We start from the raw sequence: 17,727 nt of genomic DNA, 5'->3' as shown, positions 1-17,727 counted from the left end.
ATTATTAACTCATAACTATTTTTAATGTTCGGAATTTGTAATCTTTCTATAGTTCCTGTTCGATTTGAACCTTCAGATATAAGCGAGCAAGTTTCTCAACTTTTATTTGGAGAGCACTTTACAATTTTAGAACAAGAAAAAAAATGGACTAAAATTGAAATTGCATTTGATAATTATATTGGATGGATTGATAATAAACAATATACTATCATTGGCGAAGAGCAGTTTAATTATTTAAATAATGCTCCAATTATTTTAAATAACGATTTAATTGAATACATTTCTACTCCAAATAATTTGCTTACCCCTATTTCATTAGGTGCTTCTTTATCATTTTTAGAAAATGAACAAATTAATACATCAAATTATACTTTTGAAGGTATTAAAATTTGTGGTAAAAAGGAGAAAGAAAATCTTGTTAAAACCGCATTTATGTATTTAAACTCTCCCTATTTATGGGGAGGAAAAACACCTTTTGGAATAGATTGTTCTGGTTTTACGCAAATGGTTTATAAAATTAATGGTTATAAACTCTTAAGAGATGCTTCTCAACAAGCAACTCAAGGTGATGCATTAAGTTTTATTGAGGAAAGTGAACCTGGAGATTTAGCTTTTTTTGATAATGATGAAGGAAATATTACACATGTAGGAATTATGATGAATGACAATTATATTATTCATGCTTCTGGAAAAGTTAGAATTGATAGATTAGATCATCTAGGAATTTACAATGTAGATACAGGAAGACATACACACAAACTAAGAGTTATTAAAAAAATAATATAAAAAAAATCCCGCTAAAAGCGGGATTTTTTTTATAAACTATATAATATTATTTTATTGTAGTAGCTTTATCTTTCATTCCTAGAGCTTCATAACAGGTTCTCAAAATGTTTTTTATATCAACATTTTCTGAATCAAATTTATAAGCTTTTTCAAAATAAGGAAGTGCTTTTTTAAATAAACCTTTTCTTTCTTCTAATAATTTATCGTACTTAGCTCTTTGACTTGGAGCCGTAGATGCATTTATTTCTTCAACAATTTTACCTTCAGGCAATAAAGCGGCATAACCTAAACTTGTATTTACATTTACATTATTTGGTTCAAATACTAAAATATCATTTAATAGTTTTTCATAAGTAACATAATCTTTTGACTGATAGTATAAATTTGCCTCGTCTAATAAAAATGGAACATCTTTTATATCGAATTTTTTTGCTTCAGTATAAGCTTTCTTAGCGTTATCAATATCTCCATTTTGAGCAGCTAACATAGCAACAGCTTTAATATATTCATCTTTTTTTGATAGAATTTTCTCTTCTCTAGGCATTGTATGAGAACCCGCTTTAATAAAAATATCTCTTTCTCTTGCTGTTGAAAATTTTTCTTCAGCTTGATTCATTTTATTTGTCGCATAATAAAATGTTCCACTACCTGTGTAATCACTCTCATATAATTCTCTATAATATTTTTCAGCCATTTTATAATTTTTAGCTTGAACAGCTAAAATTGAAGCATTCTCTAAACTTTGACCGTCTTTTTTATCTAACTTATATATGTTATAGAAAAAAAATGCTGCATTATCAAAATTAGATTCTGAATTCATTTTAAAGGCATAATCTCTTATAAGAGGTAATAAAATTGTATTTCCTTGTCTAATTTTTTCAAAATTTGGATTTGAACTATCGTTTGCAATTTTTAAATATGAAGCATAATTCTCATCGTTTAATATTTGAAGTAAAACTGTTGAATTAATTTTTTGTCCTAAAGAGCTTACATGAACTATTGGTGAATAGCTATTATAAAAAGTATACTCATCTTTGTCTGCATCTAAAGTTGCAATTTCTTTTAAACTTGATAAAGCATCAAGATAAGATTTGTAATCTTTCTCTGAAATATTAGACTTACTAGATATTTTATTTAATGTTTTTAACTCATCTTTTTGAGCAAAAGTAGCTACTGATGACAACAGTACTAAACTTAATAATATTTTTTTCATTGTATTAAAAATTAGATTATAACATAAAGCCCAAAAAAATTTGGGCTTTTATTTTTTTATTATTTATTCTTGAGAATCATCATCAGAAGAAGCTTCTTCTTCAGATTGATTTTCATCTAAAACTTCTCCTTCAATGTCTTCAGTAACTTCTTCATCTTCTTCTTCACGAAGAACTTTAGTAACAGCAGCGATTGAATCGTTTCCTTTAATGTTAATTAAACGAACTCCTTGTGTTGCTCTACCCATAACACGTAAGTCAGAAATTTCCATCCTAATTGTTAAACCAGATTTATTGATAATCATTAAATCGTCTTCATCTGTAACACCATTAATTGAAATTAAAGAACCTGTTTTTTCGGTTAAATTAAGAGTTTTAACACCTTTCCCTCCTCGATTTGTTACACGATAAACATCTTCTCCATCTTCGTCAACTAATTTGGTTCGTTTACCATATCCATTTTCAGTTACAACTAAAATTTGAGAGTCATTAATGTCATTTTCATCAATTGCAACCATTCCAATAAGTTCATCTTTATCATTCGCTAAGGTAATACCTCTTACTCCAGATGCTGTTCTACCCATTGGTCTTGTTTTACTTTCTTCAAATCGAACTAATTTACCAGATTTAACAGCAAGTAAAACATGACTATTACCTGTTGTTAATTTAGCTTCTAATAACTCATCATTATCTTTAATAGTAATAGCATTGATTCCATTTTGGCGTGGACGAGAATATTGTTCAAGTGGCGTTTTCTTAACCTGACCTTGTTTTGTAGCCATAATCACAAAGTGATTATTTACATATTCTTCATCTTTTAAATCTTGTGTACAGATGTAAGCTTTAACTTTATCATCGTTTTCAATATTTATAAGATTTTGAATTGCTCTACCTTTACTTGATTTTGTTCCTTCCGGAATTTCAAAAACACGCATCCAATAACATTTACCTTTTTGAGTAAAGAACATTAAATATTGATGATTTGTTGCTACAAATAAGTGTTCTAAGAAATCTTGATCTCTTGTAGCAGCACTTTTTTGCCCAACCCCTCCTCTATTTTGTGTTTTATATTCTGTTAATGAAGTTCTTTTGATATAACCGGCATGTGAAATAGTAATAACTACTTGTTCATCGGCAATTAAATCTTCAATACTTACATCTCCACCAGCATATTCAATTACAGAGCGTCTTTCGTCTCCGTATTTTTCTTTTACTTCAGCCAATTCATCTTTAATTAGCTGAGCTCTCATTTCTTTACTTGCTAATAACTCTTTTAAATGAGCAATTAACTTCATAATTTCTTCGTATTCTGCACGAAGTTTATCTTGTTCAAGACCTGTTAATTGTCTTAAACGCATTTCAACAATTGCACGAGCTTGAATTTCAGATAAATTAAATCTTTCAATTAATTTAGCTCTTGCTTCTTCACCATCTTTAGATGAACGGATTAACGCTATTACTTCATCAATATTATCTGAAGCAATAATTAATCCTTCTAAAATATGAGCGCGTTCTTCAGCTTTTCTTAATTCGTATTGTGCTCTTCTTACTACGACATCATGTCTATGTTCAACAAAATAATGAATCAATTCTTTTAGATTCAGCATTTGTGGTCTTCCATTTACTAATGCAATATTATTTACACTAAATGAAGATTGAAGTTGAGTATATTTATAAAGTGTATTTAAAACTACATTTGGTACAGCGTCGCGTTTAAGTTCATAAACTATACGCATTCCATTCCTATCTGACTCATCACGAATAGTAGAAATACCTTCAATTTTTTTATCGTTAATTAAATCGGCTGTTTTCTTTATCATATCGGCCTTATTCACTTGATAAGGGATTTCCGTTACAATAATTGCTTCTCTATTATTACTTTCTTCAAAACGAGCTTTTGCACGCATAACAATACGTCCACGACCTGTTTTAAAAGCTTCACGAACACCTTCATAACCATAAATAATTCCTCCAGTTGGAAAATCGGGAGCTTTAATATGAGTCATTAACTCATCAATTTCAATATCGTTATTATCAATATAAGCTAAAATACCATCAATAACCTCTGATAAGTTATGTGGAGCCATATTTGTAGCCATACCTACTGCAATACCAGATGCACCATTAATTAATAAGGTAGGTATTTTGGTTGGCATTACTGTTGGCTCTTCTAAAGTATCATCAAAATTCAATTGAAAATCAACTGTTTCTTTCTCTAAATCAGCCATCATATCTTCCGATATTTTACGCATACGAGCCTCTGTATAACGCATCGCTGCCGGGCTATCACCATCAACTGAGCCAAAGTTACCTTGACCATCAACCATCATATAACGCAAACTCCATTCTTGAGCCATACGAACCATGGCATCATAAACCGAAGTATCTCCATGTGGATGATACTTTCCTAGCACTTCTCCTACAATTCTTGCTGATTTTTTATGAGCTCTATTTGAAAAAACTCCTAATTCATGCATTCCAAATAAAACTCTACGATGTACAGGCTTCAAACCATCTCTTACATCTGGAAGTGCTCTCGATACAATAACTGACATTGAATAATCAATGTAAGCTGACTTCATTTCGTCTTCAATGTTAATCGAAATTAACTTTTCTCCGTCAGACATATATATTTATTTATATTAAAATTATCATTCATTCTTAAACGCGACAATATACGGATTTTTCTAGTTTTCAAAGTGATTTTAAACTAGAAATTTAAACGATTTATTAACAATTTTATCTTCAAAAAATAATATCAATTAGTAAACTTTTGATTTTTATTTTTCATTTATTTTTTGTCAATTAGCATATAAATACAGTTTAGGTACGTTTTTTGCTTTATTTAAAGCAATTCTTTTTACTTTTACAATAAACAAAACAGAAGATGGACGATAATTTTTCACCAAGAGTTAAAGAGGTGATTTCTTATAGTAAGGAAGAAGCTTTAAGGCTAGGACACGATTTTATAGGAACAGAACACTTAATGCTGGGCTTACTTAGAGAAGGTCAAGGTAAAGCTATGGCTATTTTAAATAACATGGCTGTTGATTTTATGCACCTAAGAAATAAGGTCGAAATTTTAAGTCCTGCAAACACAACTGATATTCAAAACAACGATAAAAAAAACCTCCATTTAACGAGGCAGGCTGAAAGAGCTTTAAAAACTACTTTTTTAGAAGCAAAACTTTATAATAGTACACTTATAAGTACAGCTCATTTATTACTTTGTATTTTAAGAAACGAAAATGATCCTACGACTAAGTTACTTAATAAACTTAAAATTGATTACGAAAGCGTTAAAGACCAATATTCTACAATGATGACAAACGAAAATGACTATATAGAAAATCTTCCCAAAGCTGAATCTTTTAACGATGATTCTAGTCAAGAAGAAACTCCAAAAGATGCTGGTTTTAACAACCCAACTAGCGGAAATAAAAGTACAAAAAAATCTAAAACACCCGTTTTGGATAATTTTGGAAGAGATTTAACAGAAATGGCCGAACAAGGTAAGCTTGATCCTGTAGTTGGTCGTGAAAAAGAAATTGAAAGAGTTTCTCAAATTTTAAGTAGAAGAAAGAAAAACAACCCACTCTTAATAGGTGAACCTGGAGTTGGTAAATCTGCTATAGCAGAAGGCTTAGCTTTACGAATTACCCAAAGAAAAGTTTCTCGTGTTTTATTTAACAAGCGAGTAGTTACATTAGACTTAGCAAGTTTAGTTGCTGGAACTAAATATCGTGGACAGTTTGAAGAACGCATGAAAGCTGTAATGAATGAATTAGAGAAAAATGACGACATTATTTTATTTATTGATGAAATTCACACTATTGTTGGTGCTGGTGGAGCAACTGGCTCTCTAGACGCATCAAACATGTTCAAACCTGCTTTAGCAAGAGGAGAAATTCAATGTGTTGGAGCAACAACTTTAGACGAATACCGTCAATATATAGAGAAAGACGGAGCTTTAGAAAGACGATTTCAAAAAGTAATTATTGAACCTACTTCAATTGAAGAAACAATTACTATTCTTAATAACATTAAAGGGAAATACGAAGAACACCATACAGTTACTTATACCCCAGAAGCTATTGAAGCTTGTGTTAAATTGACAAGTAGATACATGACTGATCGTTTCCTTCCAGACAAAGCTATTGATGCTTTAGATGAAGCTGGTTCAAGAGTTCACATTACAAATATCGATGTTCCAAAGCAAATCATTGAGTTAGAGAGACAACTTGAAGATGTAAGAGAATTAAAAACTACTGTAGTTAAAAAACAGAAGTATGAAGAAGCTGCAAAACTCAGAGACGACGAAAAGAAAATTGAAAAGGAACTAGCTATTGCTCAAGAAAAATGGGAAGAAGACGCTAAAAGCAATAGAATTACTGTAACCGAAGATAATGTTGCTGATGTAGTATCAATGATGACAGGAATTCCTGTGAATAGAATTGCACAAACAGAAAGTAACAAATTGGCGCATTTACCTGAATTAATTAAAGGAAAAGTTATCGGTCAAGATGAAGCTGTTGAAAAAGTTGCAAAAGCTATTCAAAGAAATCGTGCAGGTTTAAAAGATCCAAACAAACCCATTGGATCATTCATATTTTTAGGGCAAACTGGTGTTGGAAAAACACAATTAGCTAAAGTAATTGCTAAAGAATTATTCGACTCTGAAGACACTTTAGTTAGAATTGATATGAGTGAATACATGGAAAAATTTGCAATTTCTAGATTAGTTGGTGCACCTCCAGGATATGTAGGCTATGAAGAAGGCGGACAATTAACAGAAAAAGTAAGAAGAAAACCATACAGTGTAGTACTTTTAGATGAAATTGAAAAAGCACATCCAGATGTATTTAATATGATGCTTCAAGTTTTAGATGACGGGCATTTAACTGACAGTTTAGGTCGTAAAATAGATTTTAGAAATACTATTATTATTATGACTTCAAATGTTGGAGCACGTCAATTAAAAGATTTCGGTCAAGGTGTTGGTTTTGGAACGTCTGCAAAAACAGCACAAGCAGATGATCATTCTAAAGGAATTATTGAAAATGCACTTAAGAAAGCATTTGCTCCTGAATTTTTAAATAGAATTGATGACGTAGTAGTATTCAATGCTTTAGAAAAAGAAGATATTGATAAAATTATCGATATTGAAATGGCTAAACTTTATTTAAGAGTTAAAGATTTAGGCTATCATTTATCTTTATCTGAAAATGCAAAAGATTATATTGCAGAAAAAGGTTTTGATAAGCAATTTGGAGCTAGACCTTTAAAAAGAGCTATACAAAAATATGTAGAAGACGCTCTTGCTGAAGAAATAATTACTTCTAAAATTCATGAAGGTGATGAAATTTTCATGGATTTAGATGATGAATCAAAAGAGTTAAAAATTTCAATTAAAAAAGCTAAAAAACCTACTGAATAGTAGGTTTTTTATTGACATTTATAATATGAGTAAAACAATTATTGGATCAAGAGAGTGGTGTTCTTTACCACAATTAGGCATTGAATTAATAAAAGCTAAAGTTGATTCTGGAGCTAAAACAACTGCATTACATGCAGACAATTTAACTGAATTTATTAAAGATGGGGAAGAATGGGTTAAATTTTCTTTACACCCACTAAAATCTAGACCAGATTTAATTGTGAATTGTGAAGCTAAATTTATTGAAAAAAGGATCATAAAAAGTTCAAATGGAACCAAGGAAGAGCGTTATGTAATTGAAACTGAACTCTTATTAGGTAAAGACTCTTACCTAATTGAAGTAACGCTTACTAATAGAAAGTTAATGGGTTTTCATATGTTATTAGGAAGACAAGCTATGAACAACAGAGTGTTGATTGATTGTGAATTTAGATACCTATTAGGCAAACCTATTTTATAAGTTTACAGAAATGAAATATAAAATTATTTCTAAAAAAGAACTTATTACAACAACTTGGCAAGGCGGTACTACAACTGAATTATATATTTTCCCTGAAAATTCCAAATACCAAGAAAAAAATTTTGGGTTTAGGATAAGTACAGCTCAAGTTTTGCTTAAAGAATCAATTTTCACATCTTTACCGAATATTAATAGAGAATTGATGATTTTAGATGGCTCAATTGAAATTTTTCATGAACATCAGTATTCTAAAATAATGAATAAATTTGGTACTGATTCCTTTAAAGGAGAATGGAAAACTTCGGCTAAAGGAATTTGTACAGATTTTAATATAATGTCAAATGAAAATTATAATTGTAAAATTGAGGTTTTAAGTTCTAATTCTAAACAAAAAACTACTTTAAAAAATTTAAATGAATTCTTAATACTTTACATCTATAAAGGAGAAGCTAAAGTTAAAATTCTAAATGAATCTATTAAATTAGAAAATGGTGCTGTATTTATTTTAAAGATAAAAGATAGTTTTGAAATATACTTCACAAAAAAAAGTCAAATTATTGTTTCAAAAATAAATTCAAAATAAAAAATCCCAATCTTTCGATTGGGATTTTTTATTTTGAATTTATTGATTCATGGAAATTAAAAATTCCTCATTATTTGCCGTTTTTCTAAATCGATCATGAATAAAGTCCATTGCTTCAATAGGATTCATATCGGCAAGATACTTTCTCATAATCCACATTCTTTGAATAGTATTATCATCTAATAATAAATCATCTCTACGAGTACTTGATGAAACCAAATCAATTGCAGGGAAAATTCGCTTATTGGCAATTTTTCTATCTAATTGAAGTTCCATATTACCCGTTCCTTTAAATTCTTCAAAGATAACTTCATCCATTTTAGAACCTGTATCAGTTAAAGCTGTAGCAATAATACTTAATGAACCTCCATTCTCTACATTACGAGCAGCACCAAAGAAACGTTTTGGTTTTTGTAATGCATTTGCATCAACACCTCCACTTAATATTTTTCCCGATGCAGGTTGAACTGTATTATATGCTCTTGCTAAACGTGTAATAGAGTCTAATAAAATAACAACATCATGTCCACATTCTGTTAAACGTTTTGCTTTTTCTAAAACAATATTAGCAATTTTAACATGTTCTTGAGGTTCACGGTCAAAAGTAGAAGCGATTACTTCTCCTTTTACACTTCTTTGCATATCGGTAACCTCTTCAGGTCTTTCATCAATAAGTAAAACTATTAAGTAAACTTCTGGATGATTTGCAGCAATTGCATTTGCAATTTCTTTTAGTAATATTGTTTTACCTGTTTTTGGTTGGGCAACAATCATACCTCTTTGTCCTTTACCAATAGGAGAAAATAAATCGATAATTCTTGTTGAAACTGTACTTTGCTTTTCAGCTATATTGAATTTTTCTTTTGGAAATATTGGAGTTAAGTGTTCAAACGAAATTCTATCTCTTACTTCTTGCGGATCATGTCCGTTAATTTTTGAGACTCTAACTAAAGGAAAGTATTTTTCTCCTTCCTTTGGAGGTCGCACTACTCCTTTAACTGTATCTCCTGTTTTTAATCCAAATAATCTAATTTGAGATTGAGATAAATAAATATCATCTGGAGAGGATAAATAATTATAATCCGAAGATCGAAGAAATCCATAGCCATCTGGCATCATTTCTAAAACTCCTTCACTTTCTATAATTCCATCAAATTCAAATTCTGGTTCTCTAAAGTTAGACTTTGTATTTTGTTTTGGATTTGGTGAAGAAGGATTATTCTTTTTATAACTTGGATGATTGGGGTTATTTTGATTTGCCTTATGATTTATATTTGGTTGAGGTTTTTTAACTTCAGTTTCATTATTTTCAACAACTTCATCTTTAACTATTACTGGTTTTTCAATAGATGAAGTAGTTATTTTTTCTTTTTGAGCTTTAATTGGTTTAGATTTTACCTTATTGTCAACAGGAGTTTTAACTTCTTTAATTGGTGCTTCAGTCTTAGAAGCAACTATTTTTTTAGAAGCTACACGAGCTCTTTTAGGTTTTGGTTTAGTATCTTCAGACGGGTTAACTACAGTTTTAATTGCATCAGATTTTACTGTTTCAGGATTTGCAGCTTGTAAATCTAAAATTTGGTAAACAAGTTCGTCTTTTTTAAGAGTTCTGTACTTTTTTACTTTAGCAACTTTAGCAATTTCTTGCAAATCAGAGAGTTTCATCTCTTTTAAGACTTCAATATCAAACATGGATAAATTTTGAATTATTTATTTATAAGAATAATAAATTTTTGTGATAAGATTTTTTGGGGTTGTAACCTATCGTAGTATGAAGTACTTACGATAGTTCTATGCAATAATACGAATAAAATTGAATTAAACAATAGTTTTTTTACAAAAGAAAACATATTTTTGCTCTGCAATTTTATTAAAAAAATGATTCAACGTATTCAAAGCTTGTTTTTAATTTGTAGCATTATTATAACTGCTGTACTTCCTTTTTTCTTTCCATTATGGACAGAAAATGAAGTTAAAATAGTTTATTTTAATGAGTCAATATTATATATAGCCTTTTTTGCAGGAATTTCTGCATTAGCTGCATTGAGTTTATTTTTATTTAAAAAAAGACAAACACAATTTGTTTTAAACAGATTGGCAATCATATTTAACTTTATTTTACTAGGATTTTTTGTTTTTCGAACACTAAACTTATCCGGAGAGATGCAAATTTCAGAGAAGGGTATTGGGATGTTTCTTCCTACTATTTCTATCGTTTTACTTGTTTTGGCTAACAGAGCAATTAAAAAGGACGAAGATCTCGTAAAATCTGTGGATCGACTACGTTAAACCTATCATCTTAGTTTTATTAGTGCGTAGAAAAACCCGAAACCAAAAGTTTCGGGTTTTTTGTTTTTTTTTATATAATCTCAAAGCTACTTCTTCCCTATTTCAATTACTTCAAGGTTTTGTATTTTATCTTTATCAATTTCAAAGCGTAACATAGTTCGCACTTGATGAAATCCATGTTTCCCAGCCGCACCCGGATTCATATGCAACAAGTTTAATTTCTTATCGAATTGAACTTTTAAAATATGAGAGTGACCACAAATAAAAAGTTTGGGAGGATTTTGACGAATTTCGTCTCTTACATTTACATTGTATTTATCAGGATATCCGCCAATATGAGTAATCCAAACATCAACATCTTCGCACATAAATCTATTATTTAATGGAAACTCTTTTCGAGCTTTAGCATCATCAATATTTCCAAAAACAGCTCGTAATGGTTTTAATGATTTTATTTTATCGGTTATTGTCAAGTCACCAATATCACCAGCATGCCAAACTTCATCAGCTAAATTGACGTATTTTAGAATCACATCATCAATGTGGCTATGTGTATCAGAAAGTAGTAATATCTTAATCATATCACAAAAATAGATTAATTATTGAAATTGAAATTGTCATTGCTCTTGAATTTCGTAATTTTGCTTTCACATTATAAAACTTACAATTTTTCAACTTGAGGTATTTTATTGAATTTGCATACAACGGAAAAGATTTTTATGGTTTTCAGGTTCAACCTGATGTAATTTCAGTACAAGAAACTTTAGATAAAGCATTGAGTTTATTATTCAAACAACCTATTCAAATTGTTGGTGCTGGAAGGACTGATAGCGGTGTTCATGCCAAACAAATGTATGCTCATTTTGATTGTGATATTGAAATTGATTCTGATTATTGGGTAAGTAAATTCAACTCTTATTTAGGTAAAAATATTGTTGTTTATCGTTTTATTCCTGTTCATGAAGATGCTCATACACGTTTTGATGCAACAAGTAGAACTTATGAATATTACATCCACACGTTTAAAGACGTTTTTCAAAATGAAGGAAGTTGGTATTATTTCAACAAATTGAATGTTGATTTAATGAATGAAGCTTGTAAAATTTTATTCGAATTTGAAGATTTTGAATGCTTTTCAAAAACCAATACTGATGTAAACACTTTTTTATGCGATATTACCGAAGCACATTGGAAAGTAAACGGAAATCAATTAGTATTTACAATTACCGCTAATCGTTTTTTACGCAATATGGTTCGCGCTATAGTTGGAACTTTAGTTAATGTAGGAATTGGTAAAATTACTTTAGACGATTTTAGAGCAATTATAGAAAGTAAAAACCGAGGAAAAGCTGGATTTTCTGTTCCTGCGCACGGATTATATTTAGTAAAAGTAAAATATCCTTATATAAATTAGTATTTAATACTAAAAATTATCAATTAAAAATATAAATGAAATTTATAAAATCTAAAGCCTTAAAACAAGTACTTTTTTATGCCAAACCTTATCAAAACAGGTTCAATTGGGTAATCGTTTGGGCAATTTCATTATCCATATTTGCAGCAGCAAGGCCTTACTTGTTAAAAGAAACAGTTGATAACTACTTACAGCATAATGACAAAGGAGGTTTACTTTTTTACATTATCATTATGGCTATTGTTTTACTTTTTGAAGTAATGTCACAATTTTTCTTTACCTATTGGGCAAACTGGCTAGGACAAGATATTATTAAAGATATTCGTTTAAAATTATACCAACATATTACATCGTTTAAAATGAAATATTTTGACAATGAGCCTGTTGGAAAACTTGTAACCAGAACCGTTTCAGATATAGAATCTATTGCAAGTATATTTAGTCAAGGACTTTTTATGATAGTAAGTGATTTACTAAAAATGATTGTCATTCTTGGAATCATGCTTTACATGAACTGGAAATTAACTTTAATCGTTTTACTTGCAATGCCGGTTTTAATTTATGCTACTAATATTTTTCAAAAGAAAATGAAAGTTGCATTTAACGAAGTAAGAAATGAGGTTTCAAATTTAAATACATTTATCCAAGAGCGATTAACTGGAATGAAAATCGTTCAACTCTTTAATAGAGAAGCTATTGAACTTGAAAAATTCAAAGAAATCAATCAAAAACACAACAAAGCTTGGCTTAAAAACATTTTATATAACTCCATCTTCTTCCCTATTGCCGATATTGTTTCTTCATTAACACTTGGAACAATTGTATGGTATGGTGGAATTAATATCTTAAATGGCGACACTATAACTACTTTTGGAGATTTATTTGCCTACACAATGCTTATTTCAATGTTATTCAATCCATTGCGTCAAATTGCAGATAAATTTAACGTTATGCAAATGGGAATAATTGCTGCCGAACGTGTTTTTGAAGTTTTAGACACGGATAGTCAAATTCAAAATACAGGAACAATAACAGCACATTCATTTAAAGGAAATATAGAATTTGATAATGTTCGTTTCAGTTATATTAAAGATGAAGAAGTTTTAAAAGGAATTTCATTTACTGTTTCAGAAGGAGAAACTGTAGCAATTGTAGGAAGCACTGGAGCTGGAAAATCGACAATTATTAATTTATTGAATCGTTTTTACGAAATTAATTCAGGAAACATTACAATTGAAAACCACAATATTAAAGACTATAAATTAGAAAGTCTACGCAAGCAAATTGCAGTGGTTTTACAAGATGTATTTTTATTTGCCGATACAATTTACAATAACATTACACTTTACAATGAATCAATTACTAGAGATGATGTTGTAAACGCCGCTAAAACAATTGGTGTACATAATTTCATTATGAGTTTGCCAAACGGATACGATTATAATGTAAAAGAACGTGGTGTAATGTTATCATCAGGTCAAAGACAATTAATAGCGTTTTTAAGAGCTTATGTGAGCCAACCAAGTATATTAATTTTAGATGAAGCTACTTCTTCTATTGATTCATATTCAGAAGATTTAATTCAAAACGCAACAGATATTTTAACAAAAGGTAGGACTTCAATTGTAATTGCACATCGATTGGCTACAATTGTAAATGCAGATACTATTATTGTTATGGATAAAGGTGAAATTGTTGAAAAAGGTTCACACAATGAACTTTTGCAAATTGAAAATGGATATTATAGAAAATTATACGATTCTCAATTTTCAGTTTCCGCATAAAGTTGAAATTGTTATTGAAACTTTTAAATTAATTGTTTAATTTCGCAAGCATTATAAATTAGAGAAAATCATAGATTATGAAATACGATATTATAGTTTTAGGAAGTGGTCCTGGTGGTTATGTTACTGCAATTAGAGCCTCTCAATTAGGTTTTAAAGTAGCCGTTATTGAAAAAGAAAACTTAGGTGGAATTTGTTTAAATTGGGGTTGTATCCCAACAAAAGCATTATTAAAATCTGCTCAAGTATTTGATTATTTAAAACATGCTTCAGACTACGGACTAAAAGTAGATAACGTAGATAAAGATTTTTCTGCTGTTGTTGCACGTTCAAGAAATGTAGCTGACGGGATGAGCAAAGGAGTTCAATTCTTAATGAAAAAGAATAAAATTGATGTTATTGACGGTTTTGGAAAAGTATTACCTGGGAAAAAAGTTGCTGTAACAGCTGCTGATGGAAAAGTAACTGAATATTCTGCTGATAACATTATTATTGCAACTGGTGCACGTTCTCGTGAATTACCTAACTTACCACAAGATGGTAAAAAAGTAATTGGTTACCGCCAAGCAATGACTTTACCAGAACAACCAAAATCGATGATTGTTGTGGGTTCTGGAGCAATTGGTGTAGAATTTGCACATTTTTATAATGCAATGGGTACAGATGTGACTATTGTTGAATTTATGCCAAATGTAGTTCCTGTTGAAGATGAAGATATTTCAAAACAATTTGAGCGTTCACTAAAGAAAGCTGGAATTAAAATAATGACAAACTCTTCAGTTGAGCGAATTGATACTTCTGGAAATGGAGTTAAAGCTTTCGTAAAAACTTCAAAAGGAGAAGAAGTTTTAGAAGCTGATATTTTACTTTCTGCTGTTGGAATTAAAACTAATATTGAAAACATTGGTTTAGAAGAAGTTGGAATTGCTACAGATAGAGATAAAATCTTAGTTAACGATTTTTATCAAACTAATATTCCTGGTTATTATGCAATTGGAGATGTTACTCCAGGTCAAGCTTTAGCACACGTTGCTTCTGCTGAAGGAATCTTATTAGTTGAAAAATTAGCAGGTTTACACGTTGAACCATTAGATTATGGAAACATTCCTGGTTGTACTTATGCAACTCCAGAAATTGCTTCAGTAGGTATGACAGAAAAACAAGCAAAAGAAAAAGGATACGAATTAAAAATTGGTAAATTTCCTTTTTCAGCATCAGGAAAAGCAAAAGCAGCTGGAACACCAGACGGATTTGTAAAAGTTATTTTTGATGCAAAATACGGAGAATGGTTAGGTTGCCACATGATTGGTGCTGGTGTAACAGATATGATTGCTGAAGCAGTTGTAGCTCGTAAACTAGAAACAACAGGACATGAAATATTAAAAGCAGTTCACCCTCACCCAACTATGAGTGAGGCTGTAATGGAAGCTGTTGCTGATGCTTATGGTGAAGTGATTCACTTATAAGAAATTTAGAATTTAGAAATATAGAAATCCTCGACAGTTTTGTTGAGGATTTTTTTTATGTTTGCTATTCTAAAAAATTAAATATGAAACTCTATTTCTTAATAATTTTACTAATTATTACTTCAACTGTCAAATCACAAGTTTCAAATATAGATTCAATTTATGGTAACATTAAGCGTGTTCGTGAGAAAGTATTTGATATTAGTAATAAAGAAAACCCAAGACAGATAGAAATTAATGAGTATAGTGACTCTATGATTTTAATTCCTAATAGTTTAAACTTAACTATCTATGATAGTGCATTTTCCGGAAGTCAAAATGGATACGAAAATTTTGAGCGATTCTACAATGAAAATGGCAAAATAGTAAAGCACATTTGGTATGTGAAAAAAGATGATTTTTATAAATCTATATCTTATCAATATGATGAAAAAAATAGGGTAATAAAAGAAATAGACTCTTTAAGTAACTTTGTGTCATATGATAAACATTATTATGAGGATTTTGATAATTACACCAATGAAAATATAATTTCTTTAAATTTAAATTCAAATTATTTTAATCATAGTATCAAACAATACAAAGAAAATAAAGTTATAAGAACAAAACTAATTGATGATTATGGAAATATTACAGAATTTATAAACAACTACAATGAAAACGGAAAATTAAAATATACTACATTAAAAACTCCAGAAACTTGGCAAAAAAATGAATATGGAGGTTGGTCACATGGTGTTCATGATTCTACATCTATTGTATTTAAGAATTCAGCTTATGAATATGATGATAAACATAGACTATTAAAAAGGTTAGAATATAATTATTCCAATAAAAATAATTATGAAAAACCTATATTATTGCATCAAATTTTATACACATATAATGACAATAAAACTACCGTAAAAAAAATTTATGAATCAGGTATGATTTCATCCTTTATTTACGTTTATGATAAAAAAAACAGAATAATTGAATATCATTGCTGTAGTGATAATATTTCAGATTCAAAGAGTGTTAAAAAGTATACATATAAAAACGATAAAATTGTTTCACTTCAATATATAACTAAAGACAACAATAAAACTAAAATTCAAAATATTGATTTCAAATATAAATATGATGATAAAAACAATTGGATAGAAATTATTAAAATTGTTGATGGTAAAGAAAAGTCCAAAAGAACGAGAGAAATAGAATATTATTAATATACTAATTAATCATAACTTATTATACCCTCACCCTACTATGAGTGAAGCGGTTATGGAAGCTGTTGCTGATGCTTATGGCAAAGTGATTCACTTATAAGAATTAGATTCTAAATAAAAAATCCGACTTTTAAACGAGTCGGATTTTTTTTTAAAAATTATTTTTAATTTAAAGTTTACCAAAATACATAGCTTTTACAATACCATCTGAAAGTCCTATTTTAGGAACATAAATTTGTCTTGCTCCACTCCATTTCATTGCATTTAAATAAATACGAGTTGCAGGAATAATAACATCTGCTCTATCAGGGTTTAATCCAAGTTCTGTAATTCTTTGCTCATAAGTCATAGAATTAAACTTTTGAAACTGAGCATTTAAATACATGTATGATAAAGGTTTTGACTGATGTTTTTCTGACAATTTGAATAATTTATTAATATTTCCTCCAGAACCTATAAGAGTAATTTCCTCATAAGGAGCAACGGCATTTTTAATCCATTTTTCAATTTCTACCCAAACAATTTCAGAAACCATATTATTTAATAATCGCACCGTTCCGTTCTTGAATGATTTTGAAGTAACAATTTTACCTTCACTAAAAATTGAAAATTCGGTACTTCCACCACCAACATCTACATATAAATACGTCTTATCTGAATTGATAAATTGTTTTAAGTCGGAACTCGAAATAATTGCAGCTTCTTTCCTACCGTCAATAATATCAATTTTAATATCGGTTTTCTTTTTAATTAGCGATACAATATCAGTTCCATTATATGCTTCCCTCATTGCAGAAGTGGCACATGCTTTGTATTTTTCAACTTTATGTACCTTCATTAATAAGCTAAAAGCTTTCATAGCATCAACCATTCGTTGAATATTTTCATCTGAAATTTCTCCAACAGTAAATGCATCTTGACCCAAACGAATTGGCACACGAACTAATGAACTTTTATTAAACTGTGGAGGTTGCCCTTTTTGCTCAACAATATTGGTCACCAATAAACGCATAGCGTTGGAACCTATATCAATTGCAGCATATTTTTTTAATGTAATCATTTATTTTTTTGTTGAATTACTATTCTAAA

General features: G+C 29.6%; 14 protein-coding genes. 9 read left to right on the top strand and 5 right to left on the bottom strand.

Annotated features, from left to right (window positions below; genetic code table 11):
• Positions 1 to 24 precede the first annotated feature (24 nt).
• Positions 25 to 786 (top strand): C40 family peptidase, encoded by a 762-nt coding sequence (locus OLM55_RS09280; protein ID WP_264558625.1) that lies wholly within the window; start codon positions 25 to 27, stop codon positions 784 to 786.
• Between the two features lie 46 nt (positions 787 to 832).
• Here OLM55_RS09280 and OLM55_RS09275 read toward each other — a convergent pair whose 3' ends face one another.
• Both OLM55_RS09275 and gyrA read right to left on the bottom strand, forming a co-directional pair.
• Complete coding sequence (locus tag OLM55_RS09275; protein ID WP_264558624.1) at positions 833 to 1,999, bottom strand: tetratricopeptide repeat protein; 1,167 nt, start codon at positions 1,997 to 1,999, stop codon at positions 833 to 835.
• A 63-nt stretch (positions 2,000 to 2,062) separates the two neighbouring features.
• On the bottom strand, positions 2,063 to 4,624 hold the full coding sequence (gene gyrA, locus OLM55_RS09270; RefSeq protein WP_264558623.1) for a DNA gyrase subunit A: 2,562 nt from the start codon (positions 4,622 to 4,624) through the stop codon (positions 2,063 to 2,065).
• 260 nt (positions 4,625 to 4,884) lie between these two features.
• Between gyrA and OLM55_RS09265 the strand changes: the two genes are divergently transcribed.
• From OLM55_RS09265 to OLM55_RS09255, 3 genes are read left to right on the top strand one after another with little or no spacing between them, the layout of a single operon-like run.
• Positions 4,885 to 7,434 (top strand): ATP-dependent Clp protease ATP-binding subunit, encoded by a 2,550-nt coding sequence (locus tag OLM55_RS09265; protein ID WP_264558622.1) that lies wholly within the window; start codon positions 4,885 to 4,887, stop codon positions 7,432 to 7,434.
• A gap of 25 nt (positions 7,435 to 7,459) precedes the next feature.
• Positions 7,460 to 7,894, top strand: coding sequence for an ATP-dependent zinc protease (locus OLM55_RS09260; RefSeq protein WP_264558621.1), 435 nt, complete (start codon positions 7,460 to 7,462; stop codon positions 7,892 to 7,894).
• Positions 7,895 to 7,904: 10 nt separating this feature from the next.
• A complete protein-coding gene (locus tag OLM55_RS09255; protein WP_264558620.1) occupies positions 7,905 to 8,477 on the top strand; it encodes a HutD family protein in 573 nt (190 codons plus the stop codon).
• 39 nt (positions 8,478 to 8,516) lie between these two features.
• Here OLM55_RS09255 and rho read toward each other — a convergent pair whose 3' ends face one another.
• Positions 8,517 to 10,169, bottom strand: coding sequence for a transcription termination factor Rho (rho, locus tag OLM55_RS09250; protein ID WP_264558619.1), 1,653 nt, complete (start codon positions 10,167 to 10,169; stop codon positions 8,517 to 8,519).
• Between the two features lie 186 nt (positions 10,170 to 10,355).
• Between rho and OLM55_RS09245 the strand changes: the two genes are divergently transcribed.
• Positions 10,356 to 10,766, top strand: a complete 411-nt coding sequence (locus OLM55_RS09245) for a DUF4293 domain-containing protein (protein ID WP_264558618.1) — start codon at positions 10,356 to 10,358, stop codon at positions 10,764 to 10,766.
• An 86-nt stretch (positions 10,767 to 10,852) separates the two neighbouring features.
• On the opposite strand, the gene OLM55_RS09240 is transcribed toward OLM55_RS09245, so the two are convergent.
• Complete coding sequence (locus OLM55_RS09240) at positions 10,853 to 11,347, bottom strand: metallophosphoesterase family protein (RefSeq protein WP_264558617.1); 495 nt, start codon at positions 11,345 to 11,347, stop codon at positions 10,853 to 10,855.
• A 95-nt stretch (positions 11,348 to 11,442) separates the two neighbouring features.
• Between OLM55_RS09240 and truA the strand changes: the two genes are divergently transcribed.
• From truA to OLM55_RS09220, 4 genes are all read left to right on the top strand, one after another.
• Positions 11,443 to 12,180: a tRNA pseudouridine(38-40) synthase TruA gene (truA, locus tag OLM55_RS09235; protein ID WP_264558616.1), complete on the top strand. Its 738-nt coding sequence runs from the start codon at positions 11,443 to 11,445 to the stop codon at positions 12,178 to 12,180.
• 35 nt (positions 12,181 to 12,215) lie between these two features.
• Positions 12,216 to 13,964, top strand: a complete 1,749-nt coding sequence (locus OLM55_RS09230) for an ABC transporter ATP-binding protein (protein WP_264558615.1) — start codon at positions 12,216 to 12,218, stop codon at positions 13,962 to 13,964.
• 77 nt (positions 13,965 to 14,041) lie between these two features.
• Positions 14,042 to 15,430 (top strand): dihydrolipoyl dehydrogenase, encoded by a 1,389-nt coding sequence (gene lpdA / locus OLM55_RS09225; RefSeq protein ID WP_264558614.1) that lies wholly within the window; start codon positions 14,042 to 14,044, stop codon positions 15,428 to 15,430.
• Positions 15,431 to 15,513: 83 nt separating this feature from the next.
• Positions 15,514 to 16,638 (top strand): hypothetical protein, encoded by a 1,125-nt coding sequence (locus OLM55_RS09220; protein WP_264558613.1) that lies wholly within the window; start codon positions 15,514 to 15,516, stop codon positions 16,636 to 16,638.
• 169 nt (positions 16,639 to 16,807) lie between these two features.
• On the opposite strand, the gene OLM55_RS09215 is transcribed toward OLM55_RS09220, so the two are convergent.
• Positions 16,808 to 17,698 carry a Ppx/GppA phosphatase family protein gene (locus OLM55_RS09215; RefSeq protein WP_264558612.1) on the bottom strand — a complete coding sequence of 297 codons (891 nt, stop codon included), beginning with the start codon at positions 17,696 to 17,698 and terminating at the stop codon, positions 16,808 to 16,810.
• Positions 17,699 to 17,727 lie beyond the last annotated feature (29 nt).

It is taken from the genome of Flavobacterium sp. N2270 (assembly GCF_025947225.1).
GTDB lineage: Bacteria > Bacteroidota > Bacteroidia > Flavobacteriales > Flavobacteriaceae > Flavobacterium.
Note: the sequence above shows the minus strand (reverse complement) of the source record. Positions and strands in the feature narration are given on the sequence as shown.

What these genes read in the sequence shown, in the direction of transcription:
- OLM55_RS09215 (WP_264558612.1), bottom strand. Translation starts at nt 17,698, where the DNA reads ATGATTACATTAAAAAAATATGCTGCAATTGATATAGGTTCCAACGCT.
- rho (WP_264558619.1), bottom strand. Translation starts at nt 10,169, where the DNA reads ATGTTTGATATTGAAGTCTTAAAAGAGATGAAACTCTCTGATTTGCAA.
- gyrA (WP_264558623.1), bottom strand. Translation starts at nt 4,624, where the DNA reads ATGTCTGACGGAGAAAAGTTAATTTCGATTAACATTGAAGACGAAATG.
- OLM55_RS09240 (WP_264558617.1), bottom strand. Translation starts at nt 11,347, where the DNA reads ATGATTAAGATATTACTACTTTCTGATACACATAGCCACATTGATGAT.
- OLM55_RS09230 (WP_264558615.1), top strand. Translation starts at nt 12,216, where the DNA reads ATGAAATTTATAAAATCTAAAGCCTTAAAACAAGTACTTTTTTATGCC.
- OLM55_RS09280 (WP_264558625.1), top strand. Translation starts at nt 25, where the DNA reads ATGTTCGGAATTTGTAATCTTTCTATAGTTCCTGTTCGATTTGAACCT.
- lpdA (WP_264558614.1), top strand. Translation starts at nt 14,042, where the DNA reads ATGAAATACGATATTATAGTTTTAGGAAGTGGTCCTGGTGGTTATGTT.
- OLM55_RS09220 (WP_264558613.1), top strand. Translation starts at nt 15,514, where the DNA reads ATGAAACTCTATTTCTTAATAATTTTACTAATTATTACTTCAACTGTC.
- OLM55_RS09265 (WP_264558622.1), top strand. Translation starts at nt 4,885, where the DNA reads ATGGACGATAATTTTTCACCAAGAGTTAAAGAGGTGATTTCTTATAGT.
- OLM55_RS09245 (WP_264558618.1), top strand. Translation starts at nt 10,356, where the DNA reads ATGATTCAACGTATTCAAAGCTTGTTTTTAATTTGTAGCATTATTATA.
- OLM55_RS09255 (WP_264558620.1), top strand. Translation starts at nt 7,905, where the DNA reads ATGAAATATAAAATTATTTCTAAAAAAGAACTTATTACAACAACTTGG.
- OLM55_RS09275 (WP_264558624.1), bottom strand. Translation starts at nt 1,999, where the DNA reads ATGAAAAAAATATTATTAAGTTTAGTACTGTTGTCATCAGTAGCTACT.
- OLM55_RS09260 (WP_264558621.1), top strand. Translation starts at nt 7,460, where the DNA reads ATGAGTAAAACAATTATTGGATCAAGAGAGTGGTGTTCTTTACCACAA.